The sequence below is a fragment of the Streptomyces sp. 150FB genome (assembly GCF_000818195.1).
GTDB lineage: Bacteria > Actinomycetota > Actinomycetes > Streptomycetales > Streptomycetaceae > Streptomyces.
The window spans coordinates 1,887,130-1,903,119 of the sequence record NZ_JTHL01000001.1; the positions used below are offsets into that span (position 1 = coordinate 1,887,130).

The following is a 15,990-nucleotide window of genomic DNA, read 5'->3' on the forward strand; positions in this document are numbered from 1 at the left end:
ATCGTTCTTCTCCACGATCAAGGGCGAACTCCTCAACCACACACGGTGGCCCAGCCGGGCAGCAGCCCACCACGCGATCTTCGAATTCATCGAAGGCTGGTACAACCTCCACCGACTCCACAGCAGCCTCGGCTACCAAAGCCCCGCCGACTACGAAACCATCCCCACAACCTGACCGTCCAACACAGCAACACTGTCCGCCAAACCGGACCAAGCTCAAAAATCAAGAGAAAGGGGCGGCCCGACCCTCACCACCACGGACCCGGCCCACCCCAACCGCCGGTCTGAACCCGCACCCAAAACAGCGCACACCCCGCCCGATCAGCCAGCAACCCAGCGCTGTCCTGCGTCTGTCGGCGCTCACCACGTCTGCCCAACCAACCCCCCCGCCACCACAGGTGAGAGTTCGCCGCTAAGCAGCGAAGTGGCATGCAGCGATCCCTTCGCGCACACCATCAGCGCTAAGGCCCCCCAACCCCCTTAAGTACGGCCCTCGTTAGGGCATTCGCCCGATGCCCGCGCCCGCTCCCCCCCGCCACCCTGGCACCCGTACCACTCACACACCCACGCACCCGGACACCCCCGTGCGCGGGTAGTCAGAAAGGGCCGGTGGGGCATGGGCACAGGCACAAACAGCGGCACAGGCACAAACAGCGGCACAGCCACAGCCACAGGCCGTACCCACCTCCTCCGCGACCGCAACGCCGCCCTCTACCTCGCCGGTGTCGTCGTCTCCGGGTTCGGTACCTCGTCCCTCTGGCTCGCGTGCGGCATCTGGGTCAAGTCGCTGACCGGCTCCGACAGTCTGGCCGCGCTCACCGTCTTCGCCATGTGGGCGCCGACGTTGGTCGGGCCGGTGCTGGGGGGCGTCGCCGATCGGGTGCGGCGCAGGCCGTTGCTCGTCTGGTGCAACCTCGGCATGGCGCTCCTGTTGCCCGCCCTCCTCGCCGTCGGCTCGGCGGGGCGGGTCTGGATCGTCTTCGGTGTGCTGCTCGTGTACGGCGTGAACGGGGTCGTCCAGGACGCCGCCGAGACCGCCCTCGTCGCCTCGGCCATCGACCGGCGGCTCCTCGGGGACTTCAACGGGCTGCGGATGACGGCCAACGAGGGCATGAAGCTCGTGGCGCCGCTCGCCGGCGCCGGGCTCTACGCCCGGTTCGGCGGCGGGATCGTCGCCTTGCTCGACGCGGTGACGTTCCTGCTCGCCGCCGGGGTCTTCGCCGCGATGCGCGTACGGGAGGGGAAGCCCGCGTCCTCGGCCGCGCCCCTGGGGGGCTGGGTCTCGTCGATGGCTGACGGGGTAAGGCAGTTGGGGCGTTCGCCGGCCGTGCGGCCGCTCGTGCTGGCCGGTTCGCTCACGCTGCTGCTCGCGGGGTTCAACGGCGCCGTGGGCTACGCGCTGGTCGACAAGGGCCTGGGGCGCGCCCCGACGTATCTGGGGCTGCTGTCGGCCGTACAGGGCGCCGGGTCGGTGCTGACCGGGCTGGTCGCCGGACCGCTGCTGCGCAGGCTGCCCGAGAGGGTGTTCGCAGCCAGCGGGGTCGCGCTGTTCGCCGCCGCGCTCGGGGCGCGCGCCCTGCCGTACGACGGGGCTGTGCTGGCCGGGTCGTTCGCGGTCGGTGTGGGGCTGCCGTGTGTGCTGATCGCGGCGATGACGGCGCTTCAGCGCGAGATCCCGGACGAGGTCCTGGGCCGTACGGCGGCCACGGCGAGCACCTGCATGTTCGCGCCGAACGCGGTGGCGCTGGCGCTCGGCGCCGGGCTGGTCGCCTTCGTCAGTTACGCCGTGGTGCTCGCGGCGGCGTGTGTGCTCGGGCTGGTGACCGCGCTCGCCCTGGTCAGGGGCGAGCGCGGAGTCGGGCGGACCTCCGAGCCGGCCTCGGAGCACATCTAGAACCGGCCCGGACCGGCACCGGAGCGCGTCTCGGACCGGCCTCAACCCAGGCTGCCCTCAACCCAGGCGCCCTCAACCCAGCAGTGAGAGCGCCTTGGTGACCGCCTCCAGGTCCGCGTCCGACGCCAGTCCCGCGTGGTACAGGCGCAGTTCGGTCGCCCCGGACGAGGCGGCCTTCGCCGCGTCGTCGGCGAGTGTGCCGGGGCTGCCGCCCATGCCACTGACCACCGTGAAGTTGGCGGCCAGCACGGTCGAGTCGGTGCGGTGCTCGGCGAACGGGCCGAGCATCTCCTCGGCGGCGTCCCCCGTACAGGGCAGTACGACTCCGTCGGCGACGTCGACGATGTGCGCCGGGTCCACTCCGGCGTTCGCGCCGGTGCGGTACGGGACGGGGTCGGCGTGCAGCAGCACCTGGAAGCCGGGGCCCGACGCCCGGCGTACGGCGGCGACCGCCGACTCCTGGAGCTTGCGCGCCGCGCCGTCGCGCCACGCGAAGGTGACGGCTGCGAGGTCGCCGAGCAGCTCCTCGACGGCGGTACGGCCCCCGGCGTCCGAGCCGGTCCTCCAGACGGGCTCCAGGGCGCGCCTGACGGCCGCCGCGAGGGCGTCCGGGTCGGCGCCGAGCCCCTCGTACCCCTCCCGGCACGCCGGGCAGAAGCAGAGCGACATCAGATACCGCGCCGCGTCGCCGAGGGCGATGCCGCCGATCTTGTCGTGGGCGTGCAGGTGGGCGAAGCCGTACCAGCCGCAGGACTCCAGCTCGGTGCCGTGCGTGCCGGGGCGTACGGCGGCCTCGGCGGCGAGCCGCACCAGATGGCTGAGGACGGCCGGCTGGGCGATGCAGGGTGCCCAGGGATAGCGGTCGCCGTACGCGTTCACGACCGAGGTGTCCGGGCGCTCCGCTCCCAGCCGGGAGTTGTGCGCGAGGACCACCCAACTGTGTACGTCGAGCCCGGCGCCGGCCAGGGCCGCCGCGGCTTCTCCGTACGCGTCGCCGGGCGCCCAGTCCCCGGCCGGGTACGGGCGGAGCTCCCGACCGGCCCAGTTGGCCTCGTCCGGCGGGTAGAGGACGGCTGCGTGCTCGGCGGTGACGACGCGGTGGCGCGGGTGGCGCGGCGTCAGGGCGCGGGTGGAGTGGTAGGCGGAGGCGAGGGTGACCTGCTGGACGCCGAGGGCGGCGATCCTGGCGGGTGCCTCGGGGTCGCCCAGCACGTCCCACGGGTAGAGGAACGTGGAGGTCTTCACGCGCCGCCGCCGGGGGTGATCTCGGCCAGCAGCGCGCGCCCCTGCTCGACGAGTGCCACGAGCGCCTTGACGTGGGCGGCCTGGGGCTCGCTCAGCGGCGGCCGTACCTCGCCGACGTCGAGGCCGCCGTGCCGTACGCCCGCCTTGACGAGCGAGACGGCGTAGCCGCGGCCCTGGTTGCGCAGTTCGACCAGGGGTACGTAGAAGCCGTCGAGCAGTTGGTTGACCGTGCGGTCGTCGCCCGAGTTCAGCGCCCGGTAGTAGGCGAGGGCGATGTCGGGGGCGAAGGCGAAGACCGCCGACGAGTAGAGGGTGATGCCGATGCCGCGATAGGCGAGGCCGGTGAGTTCGGCGGTGGGCAGCCCGTTGAAGTAGAGGAAGTCGCGGTCCGGCTCCTCGGTGCGTACGGCGCTGAGGATGCGCTGCATCAGGTCGAGGTCGCCGACGCCGTCCTTGAGGCCGATGATGCCGTCGACGCGCGAGAGCTGGACGACCGTACGGGGGGTGAAGACGGCGTTGTCGCGCTGGTAGACGATGGTGTCCAGCGAAGTGGCGCCCGCCAGCTCCGTGTAGTGGCGCAGCAGTCCCTCCTGGTCGGCGACGATCAGGTAGGGCGGCATGGCGAGGAGTCCGTCGGCGCCGGCCTCCTCGGCGAGCTTCGCGTACTGGACGGCGAGGGCCGTGCCGTATCCGGCGCCGGCGACGACGGGCACGCGGCCCGCCGTCTCCTCGACGGCGGCGGCGACGCAGTCGCGGAACTCCTGCGGGGTCAGGGCGTGGAACTCGCCCGTGCCGCAGCAGGCGAAGACCGCGGCCGCTCCGGCGTCGACGCCGCCTCGGACGTGGGCGCGAAAGGCGTCGAGGTCGAGGCTGCCGTCCGGCCCGTACGCGGTGACGGGGAAGAACAGCGGCCCCTCCACCTCGGTGAGGCGGGCGGCGAGCGGGGCTGAGGTCACGGGGCGCTCCCTGGGCCGTGCGCCGAGCCCTGCGGCTCGTGCACAATTCTGATCGATGTCCATATCTCTGAACGCGACCACGCTAGGCCAGCCGCGCCGTGCGGGTCAAGACGGGACACACCAACCCACGCGCGGAATCGGCGGCCTCGCGCGACACTTGACGCTGCTCGGCACCACTCCTTAGCCTGTCCATGTATGTGAATACCGTCTACGGATCTGAGCACTTGATCCGAGCCGTCGAGGAGACACGACCATGCCCGCACCCCGTACCGTCCTGCTCACCGGCGCCGCCGGCGGCCTCGGCACCCTGATGCGGGGCCTGCTGCCCGCATACGGCTACGAACTCCGCCTCCTCGACGCTCACCCCGTCGAGGGCGAGCCGGACGCCATCACCGCCGATCTCGCGGACAAGGACGCGCTCCGCGAGGCCGTCAAGGGCGTCGACGCGATCATCCACCTCGCCGGCATCTCGCTGGAAGCCTCCTTCGAGAAGATCCTCCGGTCGAACATCGAGGGGACGTACAACCTGTACGAGGCGGCGCGCGCCGAGGGCATCGGACGGGTCGTCTTCGCCTCCAGCAACCACGCGGTCGGCTTCACCCCCCGCCCGCAGGGCGACGACCCGCTGATCCCGATCGACACGCAGCGCCGCCCCGACACGTACTACGGGCTCTCCAAGTGCTTCGGCGAGGATCTCGCACAGCTCTACTGGGACCTGCACCGCCTCGAAACGGTCTCCGTACGGATCGGCTCCTGCTTCCCCGAACCCACCTCCGTACGGATGCTCTCCGTCTGGATGAGCCCCGACGACGGCGCGCGCCTCTTCCACGCCGCGCTGACCGCCCCGGACGTCGGCCACAGCGTGGTCTACGGGTCGTCGGCCAACACGCGGATCTGGTGGGACCTGTCCGGCGCGAAAGCGCTGGGGTACGAGCCGCAGGACGACTCGGAGCCGTACGCGGCGCAACTCGTCGCCGAGCAGGGCGAGCTGGATCCCGGCAACCCGGACCACGCCCACCTGGGCGGGCACTTCACCACCCACCCGCCGATCTGGCCTTACTGAGCCTTACCGGGGCCTTACTGAGCCTTACTCAGAGCGACCATTCGGGCGACAGACGTCAGGTAAGGGAACGGCAAAGAAAGATCATTCGTTACGTCTGGCATGACAGCTATGACCCAAGGCTCGAACATCCCTCTTTCCACCGCGCATGTGGCGGTGGACGTCGCCGCTCCCGTGCGGCTCGACGTGTCGGGCCTGCTGCTCACCGCCGACGGCAAGGTGCGCTCCGACGACGACTTCATCTTCTACAACCAGCCGACGGGCCCCGGCGTGACCTACCGGTCGGGCGGGGGCACCGCGCCCGACGCGATCGTCGTCGACACGGCGGCCGTTCCCGCCGACATCGAGAAGATCGTCGTCACCGCCAGCCCCGACGCGCAGGGACAGACCTTCCAGGGCATCGAGCCCACAGCCACCGTGCGCGAAGCGACCGGAGGTGCCGAGCTGGCCAGCTTCACCCCGCCGCAGCTCAGCGCCGAGACCGCGCTGGTGATCGTCGAGATCTACCGGCGCGGCGACGCCTGGAAGGTCCGCGCGGTCGGCCAGGGGTACGCGAACGGACTCGCGGGCATCGCCACCGACTTCGGCGTCTCGGTCGAGGAGCCGGCGGCACAGGCGGCAGCGGTGGCGGCCCCGGTGCCCCCTTCGGCGCCCGTCGCCCCGTCGGCGCCTGTCACTCCGTCCGCCCCGGCCCCTTCGTCCTTTGCCGCGCCCGTCCAGCCCCCGGCGCCGCCCGCTCCCCCGGCGGCCCCCTCGGCGCCGGCGCCCGGCGCCGGGAAGATCAATCTGGACAAGGGCCGGGTCAGTCTCCAGAAGAACCAGACGGTGTCGCTGGTCAAGGGCGGGCGCGCGCTGCTCTCCAAGGTCCGGATGGGCCTCGGCTGGGAGCCGGCCTTCCACGGCAAGGACATCGACCTCGACGCCTCGGTGATCGCCTACGGCCCCGACCGCAAGCACCTCGACAGTTGCTACTTCGGCAAGCTGTCCATCCTGGGCGGCGCCGTCAAGCACTCCGGGGACAACCTCACGGGCGAGGGCGCGGGCGACGACGAGGTGATCGTCGTGGATCTCGGCCGGGTGCCCCCGGAGGCCACGGCCCTGGTGTTCACGGTCAATTCGTTCACGGGCCAGAAGTTCACCGAGGTGGCCAAGGCGTACTGCCGTCTGATCGACGACGCCACCGACGAGGAACTGGTGCGCTTCGACCTGACCGGCGCCGAGCCCCAGACCGGGGTGCTGATGGCGAAGCTGATCAAGCAGTTCTCAGGCGAGTGGGAGATGACCGCCATGGGTGAGTTCGTGAAGGCGAAGACCGTCCGGAACATGGTCAAGCCCGCCGCACAGGCCCTCTAGAACCCTCTGGAGCCCTCTGGACGCAGGCTCTCCACACGCGGACATGCCCCTGGGGGCCGTCGCGGTCGGACATTCACCGCGACGGCCCGGAGGCCATGGCCTTCAGAGCTTGGTGAGCTTGGAGAAGGGGCTCAGGATCCTCCCCTGACGCCCCGAGAAATCGATGAGCACGGCGTGTTCGCCCTCGACTCCGATGACTCTTCCCAACCCGAACTGGTCATGGGAGACACGGTCTCCCACATCGAACTGCTCGGGCGGGGGTGAGGCCGGGCCTTGGCGGTTGAAGGGACTGGACGGCAGGTGGCGCCGGGATCCGGCTGACTTTGTCATTACTTGGAGTATGCGCCCAAGGGACCCTGCGGCGCCATGCCCGGCAACCGACCGGCCGCCGGATCACCCGTTCCAGGGGCCAGTCGGCGTCACCCCCGCGCCGGTGGTCCAGGCAACCGTGGAGGTGACCTCCGAGGTGGCCGAAACGCTCCCTCGGCGAGGGCCCCGGCATGCCTCGGCGCAGCGCCTCGACGCGTCGGGGATAGGTTTCTTCCCTGACCCGAAGTCCCGCGACCGCCGGCGACCGCCGCCGGCCGACGGCCGCCCCGACCGACCAGACCCACCCGACCGACCGGGTCGCCACCGATCACCGTCCGAGGAGAGATCAGATGAAACTGCCGTCCACCGGCCGCCGTGTCCTCGTCAGCGGCGCCTCGCGCGGTCTCGGCCGCGCCCTTTCCCGCGCCTTCGCCGCCAACGGCGACCGGGTCGCCGTCCATTACGGCAGCCGCGAGGCGGACGCCCGGCTGACGCTGGAGTCGCTCGCCGGTGACGGGCACATCCTGGTGGGCGGCGACGTGTCGGACCCGGCGGGCGCCGCGCGCGTGGCCGACGCGGTGGACGCCGGGCTCGGCGGGATCGACGTACTGGTCAACAACGCGGCGGTGAACGACCCGCACCCGCTGCCCACCACCTCGTACGAGGAGTGGGCCGAGCACTGGCAGCGCCATCTGTCCGTCAATGTGCTGGGTACGGCGCTGCTCAGCCACCGTGCGGCGCGCGGCATGATCGACCGGGGCACCGGCGGCCGGATCGTCAACATAGGCTCGCGCGGCGCCTTCCGGGGAGAGCCCGACTATCCGGCGTACGGCGCGGCCAAGGCGGCGGTGCACGCGCTGGGCCAGTCCCTCGCCGTGTCCCTCGCGCCGTACGGCATCGGCGTCGCCTCGATCGCGCCCGGCTTCATCGAGACGGAGCGGGTCGCGCACCGTCTCGTCGGCGAGGAGGGTGAAGCGATCCGCGCGCAGAGCCCGTACGGCCGGGTGGCGTCGGCCGAGGAGGTCGCCGACGCCGTGCTGTGGCTGGCGTCACCGGCCGCCGAGTGGGCTTCGGGGACGGTCCTCGACCTGAACGGCGCTTCGCATCTGCGCACCTGAGAAGGCCGCGCGGGCTCGGTCACCGGCACGGCGTCAGCGCACGTCCTTCGTACACAGGTCGCCGCTGCGGATGTCGCCGTAGCAGGGCACGTGCCCGTTCCCGCTGAGGATCACTTTCGCGGCGTCCCCGCGCATGAAGTCCAGGAAGGCGGACGGGAGTCCGCCGGGTGACGCCTGCCCGTAGGTGTAGAAGTACTCGATCGTCCAGTACGGGTAGAGGCCCCTCCTGGCGGTCTCGATGTCGGCGTCGTAGCCGTCGATCTGGACCCGCTGCACATCGCGGTACTTGCCGGTGGCCGACAGCTCGGAGAAGCCGACGGCGCCCTCGGTGGTGTTCACCTTGGCAAGCAGGTCGTCGGTGCTGGCCAGTTCGCACAGCATGAACGGGTTGCCGGTGTTGAACGAGTTGAGGTGGTCGCAGTCGTTGGAGGTGTGCTCCCCCTCGGGCTGCTTGAGCACCTTGGTCTCGAAGGCGTGCCGGCTGCCTGAACCCGCGCTGCGGCTGACGACCGTGATGGGGAGATCGGGGCCCCCGAAATCCTTCCAGTTGGTGCTCTTGCCGGTGTAGATCTTCTGGAGCTGGGCGGTGGTGAGGTTGTGGACGCCCGCGCTCTTGTTGACCGCGACGCTGAAGAGGATGACGGCGACGGGGTGCGGTACGAGCTCCTGCGGGATGTTCTCGCCGAGCCCGTCGGACATGGTGATCTGCCCCGCCGCCTTGCCGGGTGAGGAGGCGCCGACGCTCTGGAGGTTGTTCAGGGCGTCGATGCTGCCCCTCGGCTCGACGGTGATGGGCGCGCCGGGGCACTTCGCGGTGTAGGCGAGCCGGGTCTGTTCGGCGACGGGTTCGAACGCCGTGGAGCCGTAGACGTCGAGCTTGCCCGCCGGGCAGACGCGCTCGTCGGCCTCCACGTCCTTGCTCCTGGTGAGGTAGCCGACCAGCAGGCCGAGCAGCAGCGTGGCCACGATGCCCGCGCCCATGACCCGGAGGCTGGGGCCCTGCCAGTGGCCGGCGCCCTTCTGGATCTTGCCGCCGCGCAGATAGCCCTCGGGCTTGATGCCGGTCCCGGTCCCGGAGAGCAGCACGAGCAGCTTGAAGTGGTTGCCCCTGTTGAGCGGGGTGCGCGGCAGGGTGAGCCGGCTGCCCTCGTACATCGGGCCGCCGTCCTCCTGGAGCATGTCCCTGACGTCCTCGGGCTCGGCCTCGGGTATCTCGATCCCCATGACCGTGCGGCCCTCGAAGACGAAGCAGATCGGCATGCGGACGTCCGACTCGACGATGTGCTGACTGCCGCCGTTCGCCACCCGCAGCAGCACCATGCTGCCGTCCTGGATCTCGGTCCCCTCGCGCTCCAGGGTGACCCTGAGGTCCGGGAACGCGGGTATGTCCGGGAGCACGCTCAGCGGCGTGTCCAACTGCACCCGGTAGACCATGACTTTACGACTGCGCCAGAGCCAGTCGTACACCACGAATCCGGCCGAGGCCACGATGCCCGCGAGCGTCAGTATGTTCTGCGGGTCCGTCAGCGCGTCCGTCACATAACTCATCGTCAACTCCCCCTGGGCGGGGAGCATACGACGGGAAAAAGCCGTTCCGGACGCTAGCCGTGCCGAGTCACCAGAGATTCATCCGGCGTACGCCTGGCCTCAACCGTCCCTCAATCACCCACCCGCGAACGGGCCTTGAAGGCCGCCTTCCTGGCCTCCTTCGCCGTCCCGCGGTCACGGTGCAGCCGGCCCATCGCCTCCAGGACCTCCGGGGTCGCGGGGTGGTCCACCCGCCAGGCCGCCTCGAAGAAGCCGCTGTGCCGGCCGACCAGGTCCTCGATCAGCTCCCGCAGCTCCTCCGGCTCCTCCTCGGCCTCCAGTTGGGCCGCGATCGTGTCGATCGAGAGCCAGAAGATCAGCGCCTCGGAGGGCGGCGGCACGTCGGTCGCGCCCAGTTCGGCGAGCCAGACACGGGCGAGGCCACCCAGCTCCGGGTCGCCGAGCACCTCGCGTACGGCGGGCTCCGCCTCCGGGCCCACCAGGGACAGCGCCTGCTGGCAGTGCAGGCGGCGCAGCGGCGCTCCGGCGTCGGTGCCCTTGGAGGCCGCGAGCAGTTCGCGGGTGGCGTCGAGGGGGGTACGGCGGGCCAGCCAGAGCACGGTCTCGCTCTGGGCCGACAGTTCGGGGTAGTGCGCGACGCCGGTCAGCAGCGCGTCGGCGCCCTTGTCCACGAGGTCGCCGATCGCGGGGGCGTCGATCCCCGCCTCCAGCATCCGGGCCCTGACCCCGTACAGCCCGAGGGGCGTCAGCTTGACCATGCCGTACCGGGACACGTCGTCCTCGTCGAGAGGGCGGGAGGGGTCGGGCGCCGCGCCCCCCTGCTCGGCGGTGGCCTGCTCGTCCTCGGTCATGAGGGCCTCGTCCACCGGTACGTAGGAGACGAGCCCGATGGGCTCCAGCACCCGGAACTGGTCGTCGAGCCGCATCATCGCCTCGGACACCTGCTCAAGGATGTCGTCGGTCGGTTCGCCCATGTCGTCGGGCACGATCATCGAGGCGGCGAGCACCGGCAGGGGTACGGGGCTCTCGTCGGCGCCGCCGTCGGCGACCGTGAGCAAGTAGAGGTTGCCGAGGACGCCTTCGAGGAATTCGGCCTCCGCCTCCGGGTCCCAGTCGAGCGATTCGAGGTCGATCTCGCCGTCGTCGCCGATCGCGTCGGCCAGATCGTCCAGGACGGGCGCCGTCGCGTCGGCGAACACCACATCGAGGCCGTCGAGCCAGAGCGTGAGGATGTCCTGGGGCGAGCCCGAGGTGAGGACCTCCAGTTGCTCGCCTGAGACAACCGTGGCCTCCTCGCCGCCGCCCGTCCCCGCACCGGACTCGGGCCCCGCCGACTCGGCCGACCCCTCCGGCTCCGACGGCTCCGCCGGCTCCTCGATCTCGACCAGGCCGGTGTCGACGGCCACGCGCCATGCCTCACTCGCGTACGCCTCGCCCGCGCCCTCGGCGAGTTCGTCACCGAGGCCGAGCTGCTCGGCGGCGGCCGGGAGCTGCTCGTCGACGAGTTCGCCGCCGGCCCCCACGCGCGTCCCCGGGCCTGCCCAGCGGGCGAGGCGCACGGCCCGCGCGAGTAGCGGGGCGGCCAGCGCGTCCCGCGCCAGCTCCGCGTCCGAGGGCAGCCGCACCGGCGGCAGGGAGGGGCGGTCTGCGGACATCTGGTGGTTCTCCTTGCGGCGTACGTGAGGGGGGTCGGGGAGCCCCCCAGCGTAGACGTATGTGGCCGCATTCCGCCCGGTTCATGTACCCGACAAGCGCCGTACGCCTGGAGCCTCTTGACAAGTTCCGCGCTCACATACGAGATTGACGCGCGTAGATACGTTTTCCGGGCTCGTTCTCCTCCTCGACGGCGGTGGTCCGGCCGTACCCCACATACGGCCGGGCCACCGCGCGACACCCGCCCCGGGGATCAGGCCGTGAGGCTGATCGCGGGGGTGTGGCGGCTCACCGTGCTGCTCCGTACTCCCGGGTGGTCGAACACCCGCTGCCACTGCTCCGTCGGGGAACCGATCCCGTTGCCCGGCGCTTCGAGCGCGGCGATGTGGGCGGCCTCGCTCTCCCACTCCGCGTAGTTGAGGACGCGCGTACCGTCGGCGGCGACGTGGAAGTGCGCCGAGAGTCCGCCGGGCGGCAGGGCGGGATCGCTGGACCGCATGATCGGATCGGTGGCCTGGGCCTCGACGACGGTGTCGGCCCAGTGGCGTGCGCGCGCGGCGTCGGGCCCCTCGAACTCCACCTCCACGGTGATCACGCAGCCGGGCACCCCGGCCCGGCCCTCGGCGGGGGCCGCGCTGCGGTACAGCTCGTACGCGGTGAGCCCGAAGCGTTCGATGCCGGGCACGGCGGCGTCGACCTCCGCGACCCGCTCGTCCCTCGACGTCCGGGAGTACTCCCGGTGGACCTCGCGGTCGCGCCACTGCGAGTAGTGGAGCAGGGTGGTCCCGTCGTTGCCCGTGAACACGCTGTACGACAGCAGTCCAGCCGCGGGCCACTCCCGGCTCCGCCAACTGCGCGCGATGGTGTCGACGGCGGTCCGCTGCCGCTCCGGCGTACCGACGCGCCACCTGCTGACCAGGACGACGCCCACGCCGGGGCGGGTGATTACGGGAACGATGCCGAGCTGGACGGACATGGTGGTGCCTCCTCATCGGCGCGCCCCCGTGGCGCGCCGCCGATCACCATGTTCAGAGGTGAAGCGCGGTTGAGGTCAAGGGGCTGAATTCGGCTGAAAACTCCATGGTCCGCCAGTAGACCACCCAGTCGGCGAAGCCCACTCCGGTGGTGACATGGCCCGTCTCGGCCCCGAACGGGGCCGCGCCCACATCGCTGACGGTCCAGATCCTGCCGCGGTGCGGTCCCGTGACGACGAGGTGCCAGTACATTCCGCAGCCGCCGGTGCCGAGCACCACGCTTCCGTGGTTGCTGACGTCGTCGATGAGCGGCTCTATCTCCTCGTACGGCCGGATGTCGTCCTCCCACACCCATGCCCGGTCGAGCGGGAACGGCTTGGAGAGCACCCGCTGGCTGGCGTCGGGGCCCCAGTCCGGCGGGAGTTCGGCCACGGGTATCAGCCCCTCCACGTCGGCGGGCGCCTCGCCGCAGCCGTCGCAGATCTCGGCGACCAGCGTGCGATACGGCTCGGGCAGGACGATGCCGTGTTCGTGCTCGAACGCGCGGACCGCGTCCCAGCCCAGCGGCGGCAGACGGAATTCCGGCGGGAAGGCCGCGCGCAGCGCCTTGAGTTCGCCGGGGTCGGCGTGTTCGGTGTCCATGCTCTTCAGTTCTCCATCGTTCAGGGGCCACTGGCGTAGCGGTCGGCCCCGCGTGCCTGGGGGCACGCCCCTCTCCGGCGGCCTGTCCCCGGAGGGGGGCAGGTCCCGGTGGTGTGGGCCGTCGCCGCAGCGGACCGCGTGTACCGTGCCCGCGCCAGGAGTTCACTCCGTTCGGCGGAGGAACTCGCGCTCGTGGAGGGGGCGGCACTCACGAAGACGCGCGCCTCCGCTCCCGCTGGGTCAGGAGCCGTTCGCACGAATAGTGGCGGGCGCACGGTACACGTCATGCGAGCATCCTGCCGCACCCGAACGGGCAGACGGTGACTGTTCACTGTTGAAATACGGACGCGTCGCTGCCGACCACGCGGTTTCAAGCCACCCCCGGGAGGGGGATTCGCGGCGGAATTCAGCTCGGGGAATGGGCCATGGAGGTGGCCCACGCGGTGACGTCCAGGTTGTCCTTCTCCATGATGTCGATCCACAGCGGCAGCGTCCCGCGCTCCTGGCCGCGCGCCGGGGCGATCACCAGGTACGACCCCACGCCGGGGCCCTCAGGGCGGTTCCAGGCACGCCAGTTGAGCACCGACAGCACGGTGTTTCCCGGCGCCAGTGTGATCTTCCGGGGGCCCTGGTCCCGCGCGGCGTCCGTGTAGGCGTCACCGTGGGTGAGCGTCGGGTGGAGCGAGTTGTGGTCCGTGTCCTGCACGCCGATCTCCGGGTATCCGTCGACGGTGTACGGACGTTCGCCGCAGTTCGTCATCGTGATCACCACGGCTCGCCGGCCCATGGCTGCGTCGACCGGATCGTGACCGAAGGACACTCCCGAGGCGAGGCAGGGCCCGCGTGTCACATCGGGCCCGGGGGTACGGGTCGGGGCGGGCCGGGGCGTGGGTACGTCGCCGGGCGCGGAGGTGACGACGGGTGTGGGAGCGGGCGTTGGCGTGAGGGTGGGCGTGGGCGCGGGTTCCGCCGTACCGTTCGCGGCGATCTCGCCCCGGATGTCGGCACATCCGGTCACCGGCACCAGAAGCAGCGCACCCGCCACCAGAGTTGCCGAACGGCGCCTGCCCCGCATGCGTTCCCCTCCCCCGCCCCCGCCCGCTGCGGGCCGAACTGATCATGTCAGAGCCCGCGTGCCGACTCCGCATCGTTCAGCGTTACTTCACCTATACCGGTAGCAGAACTAAGTAGACCTTCAGAGTTCTGGGGACGGAGACTGCCGCCATGAGTACACCACGCCCTTTCGGCCGCGCCCTCTGCGCGATGATCACCCCCTTCACCGCCACGGGGGAACTCGACCTGGACGGCGCGCGTGAACTGGCGTACCACCTGGTGTCCGAAGGGTGCGACGGACTTGTCCTGAACGGAACCACCGGAGAGTCGCCCACCACGACGGACGCCGAGAAGACCGCGCTCGTACGGGCCGTACGCGAGGCTGCCGGTGACCGGGCCCACATCGTCGCGGGCGTCGGCAGCTCCGACACCCGGTCCACCGTCGAGCTGGCGATCCAGGCTGAACAGGCGGGAGCCGACGGCCTGTTGGTGGTGACGCCGTACTACAGCCGGCCGCCGCAGGACGCGGTGGAGGCGCACTTCCTGCGGGTCGCCGACGCCACGGCGCTGCCGCTCATGCTGTACGACATCCCCGCCCGCACCGGCACCCGTATCGAGCGGGCGACGATGCTGCGCCTCGCCGGCCACCCGAGGATCGTCGCCGTGAAGGATTGCGCGTACGACCTGCTCACCAGCTCCACGGTGATCGCCCGCACCTCACTCGCGTACTACTCGGGGTGCGAGGAGCTGAATCTGCCGCTGTACGCGGTCGGTGGCGCCGGATTCGTCAGCACGGTCGCGAATGTGGCGCCCCGGCCGCTGCGATCCGTACTCGACGCCTATGACTCGGGCGCGCCGGCCGAGTCCGTACGTCTCAACCAACTCACCCTGCCGCTGGCCGAGTTGATGATGGCCTCTGGACTTCCCGGCACCGTCACGGCCAAGGCGCTGCTGGCCGATCTCGGACTGCCGGGCGGCGGGGTGCGCGAGCCGCTGCTGCCCGCCGGCCGGGAGACGGCCGACGAGCTGCTGCTGGCGTACGGGGAGTTGCTGCACGCCACCAGGTGACGTGACGGGCTCCTGGCGGGCTCAGTTGTTGCTGTGGAGCACGTCGTTCAGGCCGTCCCACACCGCGTTGTTGGGGCGCGCCTCGACGGTGCCGGTGACCGAGTTGCGCCGGAAGAGGATGTTGTCGGCGCCGGACAGCTCACGCGCCTTGACGATCTGCCCGTCGGGCAGCGTCACGCGCGAACCCGCCGTGACGTACAGCCCGGCCTCGACGACGCACTCGTTGCCGAGCGCGATCCCGACGCCGGCCTCGGCGCCGATCAGGCAGCGCTCACCGATGATGATGCGCTCCTTGCCGCCACCGGACAGCATGCCCATCGTGGAGGCACCGCCGCCGATGTCGGAGCCGTCACCGATGACCACACCGGACGCGATCCGGCCCTCGACCATCGAGGTGCCGAGCGTGCCCGCGTTGAAGTTGACGAAGCCCTCGTGCATGACCGTGGTCCCGGCGGCCAGGTGGGCGCCGAGCCTGACCCGGTCCGCGTCGGCGATCCGGACGCCCTTGGGCGCCACGTAGTCGGTCATCCGGGGGAACTTGTCGACCGAGGTCACCTGGAGGTGCAGGCCCTCGGCGCGCGCGTTGAGCCGTACGGTCTCCAGCGCGTCGACGGCGACCGGACCGAGCGAGGTCCAGGCGACGTTGGCGAGCAGCCCGAAGATGCCGTCGAGGTTCTGGCCGTGCGGCTGGACCAGCCGGTGGCTGAGCAGGTGCAGACGCAGGTACGCGTCGTGCGCGTCGAGCGGCTTGTCGTCGAGGGAGGCGATGACCGTGACGACGGCGACGGTCTCGACCCCACGGCGCGCGTCGGTGCCGATGGCCTTGGCGGCCCCCTCCCCCAGCAGCTCCGCGGCGCGCTCGGCCGACAGCCGCTCGGTGCCGGAGGGGCCAGGGACGTCCGCGAGTTCGGGGGCGGGGAACCAGGTGTCGAGGACGGTGCCGTCGTGGGAGAGGGTGGCGAGTCCGGCCGCTACGGCGCCGGTCGTACGAGGAGTCGTGTCGGTCATGCCCAAAACCTAACCGGCCGGGGGCCGCGCGTGCGAACCGGTCTCACCTGCGGCGCGGGGCCGGGGGCCCGGGGGTACGGAGCACGGGGCGCCGGGCGCGCGGGCGCGG

15 protein-coding genes are annotated in these 15,990 nt (G+C 71.2%); 6 read left to right on the forward strand and 9 right to left on the reverse strand.

The window, feature by feature from the left end:
• Both QR77_RS43325 and QR77_RS07770 read left to right on the forward strand, forming a co-directional pair.
• Positions 1–175: IS3 family transposase (locus QR77_RS43325; protein WP_236711070.1), on the forward strand; the 175-nt coding region annotated here is incomplete at its 5' end.
• 441 nt (positions 176–616) lie between these two features.
• The gene (locus QR77_RS07770) at positions 617–1,894 is read left to right on the forward strand and encodes an MFS transporter (protein ID WP_052488593.1); all 1,278 of its coding nucleotides are present in this window, start codon (positions 617–619) and stop codon (positions 1,892–1,894) included.
• Between the two features lie 72 nt (positions 1,895–1,966).
• On the opposite strand, the gene QR77_RS07775 is transcribed toward QR77_RS07770, so the two are convergent.
• Positions 1,967–3,139, reverse strand: coding sequence for a hypothetical protein (locus QR77_RS07775; RefSeq protein ID WP_040020516.1), 1,173 nt, complete (start codon positions 3,137–3,139; stop codon positions 1,967–1,969).
• Complete coding sequence (locus QR77_RS07780; RefSeq protein WP_040020517.1) at positions 3,136–4,095, reverse strand: 5-dehydro-4-deoxyglucarate dehydratase; 960 nt, start codon at positions 4,093–4,095, stop codon at positions 3,136–3,138. The genes QR77_RS07775 and QR77_RS07780 overlap by 4 nt, the downstream gene beginning before the upstream one ends.
• A gap of 253 nt (positions 4,096–4,348) precedes the next feature.
• On the opposite strand from QR77_RS07780, the gene QR77_RS07785 reads away from it, so the two are divergent.
• Both QR77_RS07785 and QR77_RS07790 read left to right on the forward strand, forming a co-directional pair.
• Positions 4,349–5,158 carry an NAD(P)-dependent oxidoreductase gene (locus QR77_RS07785; RefSeq protein ID WP_040020518.1) on the forward strand — a complete coding sequence of 270 codons (810 nt, stop codon included), beginning with the start codon at positions 4,349–4,351 and terminating at the stop codon, positions 5,156–5,158.
• A gap of 99 nt (positions 5,159–5,257) precedes the next feature.
• Positions 5,258–6,508 carry a TerD family protein gene (locus tag QR77_RS07790; RefSeq protein ID WP_078876538.1) on the forward strand — a complete coding sequence of 417 codons (1,251 nt, stop codon included), beginning with the start codon at positions 5,258–5,260 and terminating at the stop codon, positions 6,506–6,508.
• 102 nt (positions 6,509–6,610) lie between these two features.
• On the opposite strand, the gene QR77_RS43330 is transcribed toward QR77_RS07790, so the two are convergent.
• Positions 6,611–6,838: a hypothetical protein gene (locus tag QR77_RS43330; RefSeq protein WP_078876539.1), complete on the reverse strand. Its 228-nt coding sequence runs from the start codon at positions 6,836–6,838 to the stop codon at positions 6,611–6,613.
• A 329-nt stretch (positions 6,839–7,167) separates the two neighbouring features.
• Between QR77_RS43330 and QR77_RS07795 the strand changes: the two genes are divergently transcribed.
• Positions 7,168–7,935 carry an SDR family oxidoreductase gene (locus tag QR77_RS07795; RefSeq protein ID WP_040020521.1) on the forward strand — a complete coding sequence of 256 codons (768 nt, stop codon included), beginning with the start codon at positions 7,168–7,170 and terminating at the stop codon, positions 7,933–7,935.
• 33 nt (positions 7,936–7,968) lie between these two features.
• Here the strand turns inward: QR77_RS07795 and QR77_RS07800 are convergent, their stop codons facing one another.
• From QR77_RS07800 to QR77_RS07820, 5 genes are all read right to left on the reverse strand, one after another.
• Positions 7,969–9,483, reverse strand: a complete 1,515-nt coding sequence (locus QR77_RS07800) for a substrate-binding domain-containing protein (protein WP_160310890.1) — start codon at positions 9,481–9,483, stop codon at positions 7,969–7,971.
• Positions 9,484–9,593: 110 nt separating this feature from the next.
• Positions 9,594–11,138 carry a hypothetical protein gene (locus QR77_RS07805; RefSeq protein WP_040020523.1) on the reverse strand — a complete coding sequence of 515 codons (1,545 nt, stop codon included), beginning with the start codon at positions 11,136–11,138 and terminating at the stop codon, positions 9,594–9,596.
• A 251-nt stretch (positions 11,139–11,389) separates the two neighbouring features.
• Positions 11,390–12,112, reverse strand: a complete 723-nt coding sequence (locus QR77_RS07810; RefSeq protein WP_052488594.1) for an antibiotic biosynthesis monooxygenase — start codon at positions 12,110–12,112, stop codon at positions 11,390–11,392.
• A gap of 52 nt (positions 12,113–12,164) precedes the next feature.
• The gene (locus tag QR77_RS07815; RefSeq protein WP_040020525.1) at positions 12,165–12,752 is read right to left on the reverse strand and encodes an SMI1/KNR4 family protein; all 588 of its coding nucleotides are present in this window, start codon (positions 12,750–12,752) and stop codon (positions 12,165–12,167) included.
• A gap of 406 nt (positions 12,753–13,158) precedes the next feature.
• Positions 13,159–13,827: a DUF4232 domain-containing protein gene (locus QR77_RS07820; protein ID WP_078876541.1), complete on the reverse strand. Its 669-nt coding sequence runs from the start codon at positions 13,825–13,827 to the stop codon at positions 13,159–13,161.
• A gap of 149 nt (positions 13,828–13,976) precedes the next feature.
• Between QR77_RS07820 and dapA the strand changes: the two genes are divergently transcribed.
• Positions 13,977–14,873, forward strand: a complete 897-nt coding sequence (gene dapA / locus QR77_RS07825; protein WP_052488596.1) for a 4-hydroxy-tetrahydrodipicolinate synthase — start codon at positions 13,977–13,979, stop codon at positions 14,871–14,873.
• 21 nt (positions 14,874–14,894) lie between these two features.
• On the opposite strand, the gene dapD is transcribed toward dapA, so the two are convergent.
• Entirely contained in the window at positions 14,895–15,881 is a 987-nt protein-coding gene (gene dapD, locus QR77_RS07830) for a 2,3,4,5-tetrahydropyridine-2,6-dicarboxylate N-succinyltransferase (RefSeq protein WP_040020529.1), read from the reverse strand.
• Between the last annotated feature and the right edge of the window lie 109 nt (positions 15,882–15,990).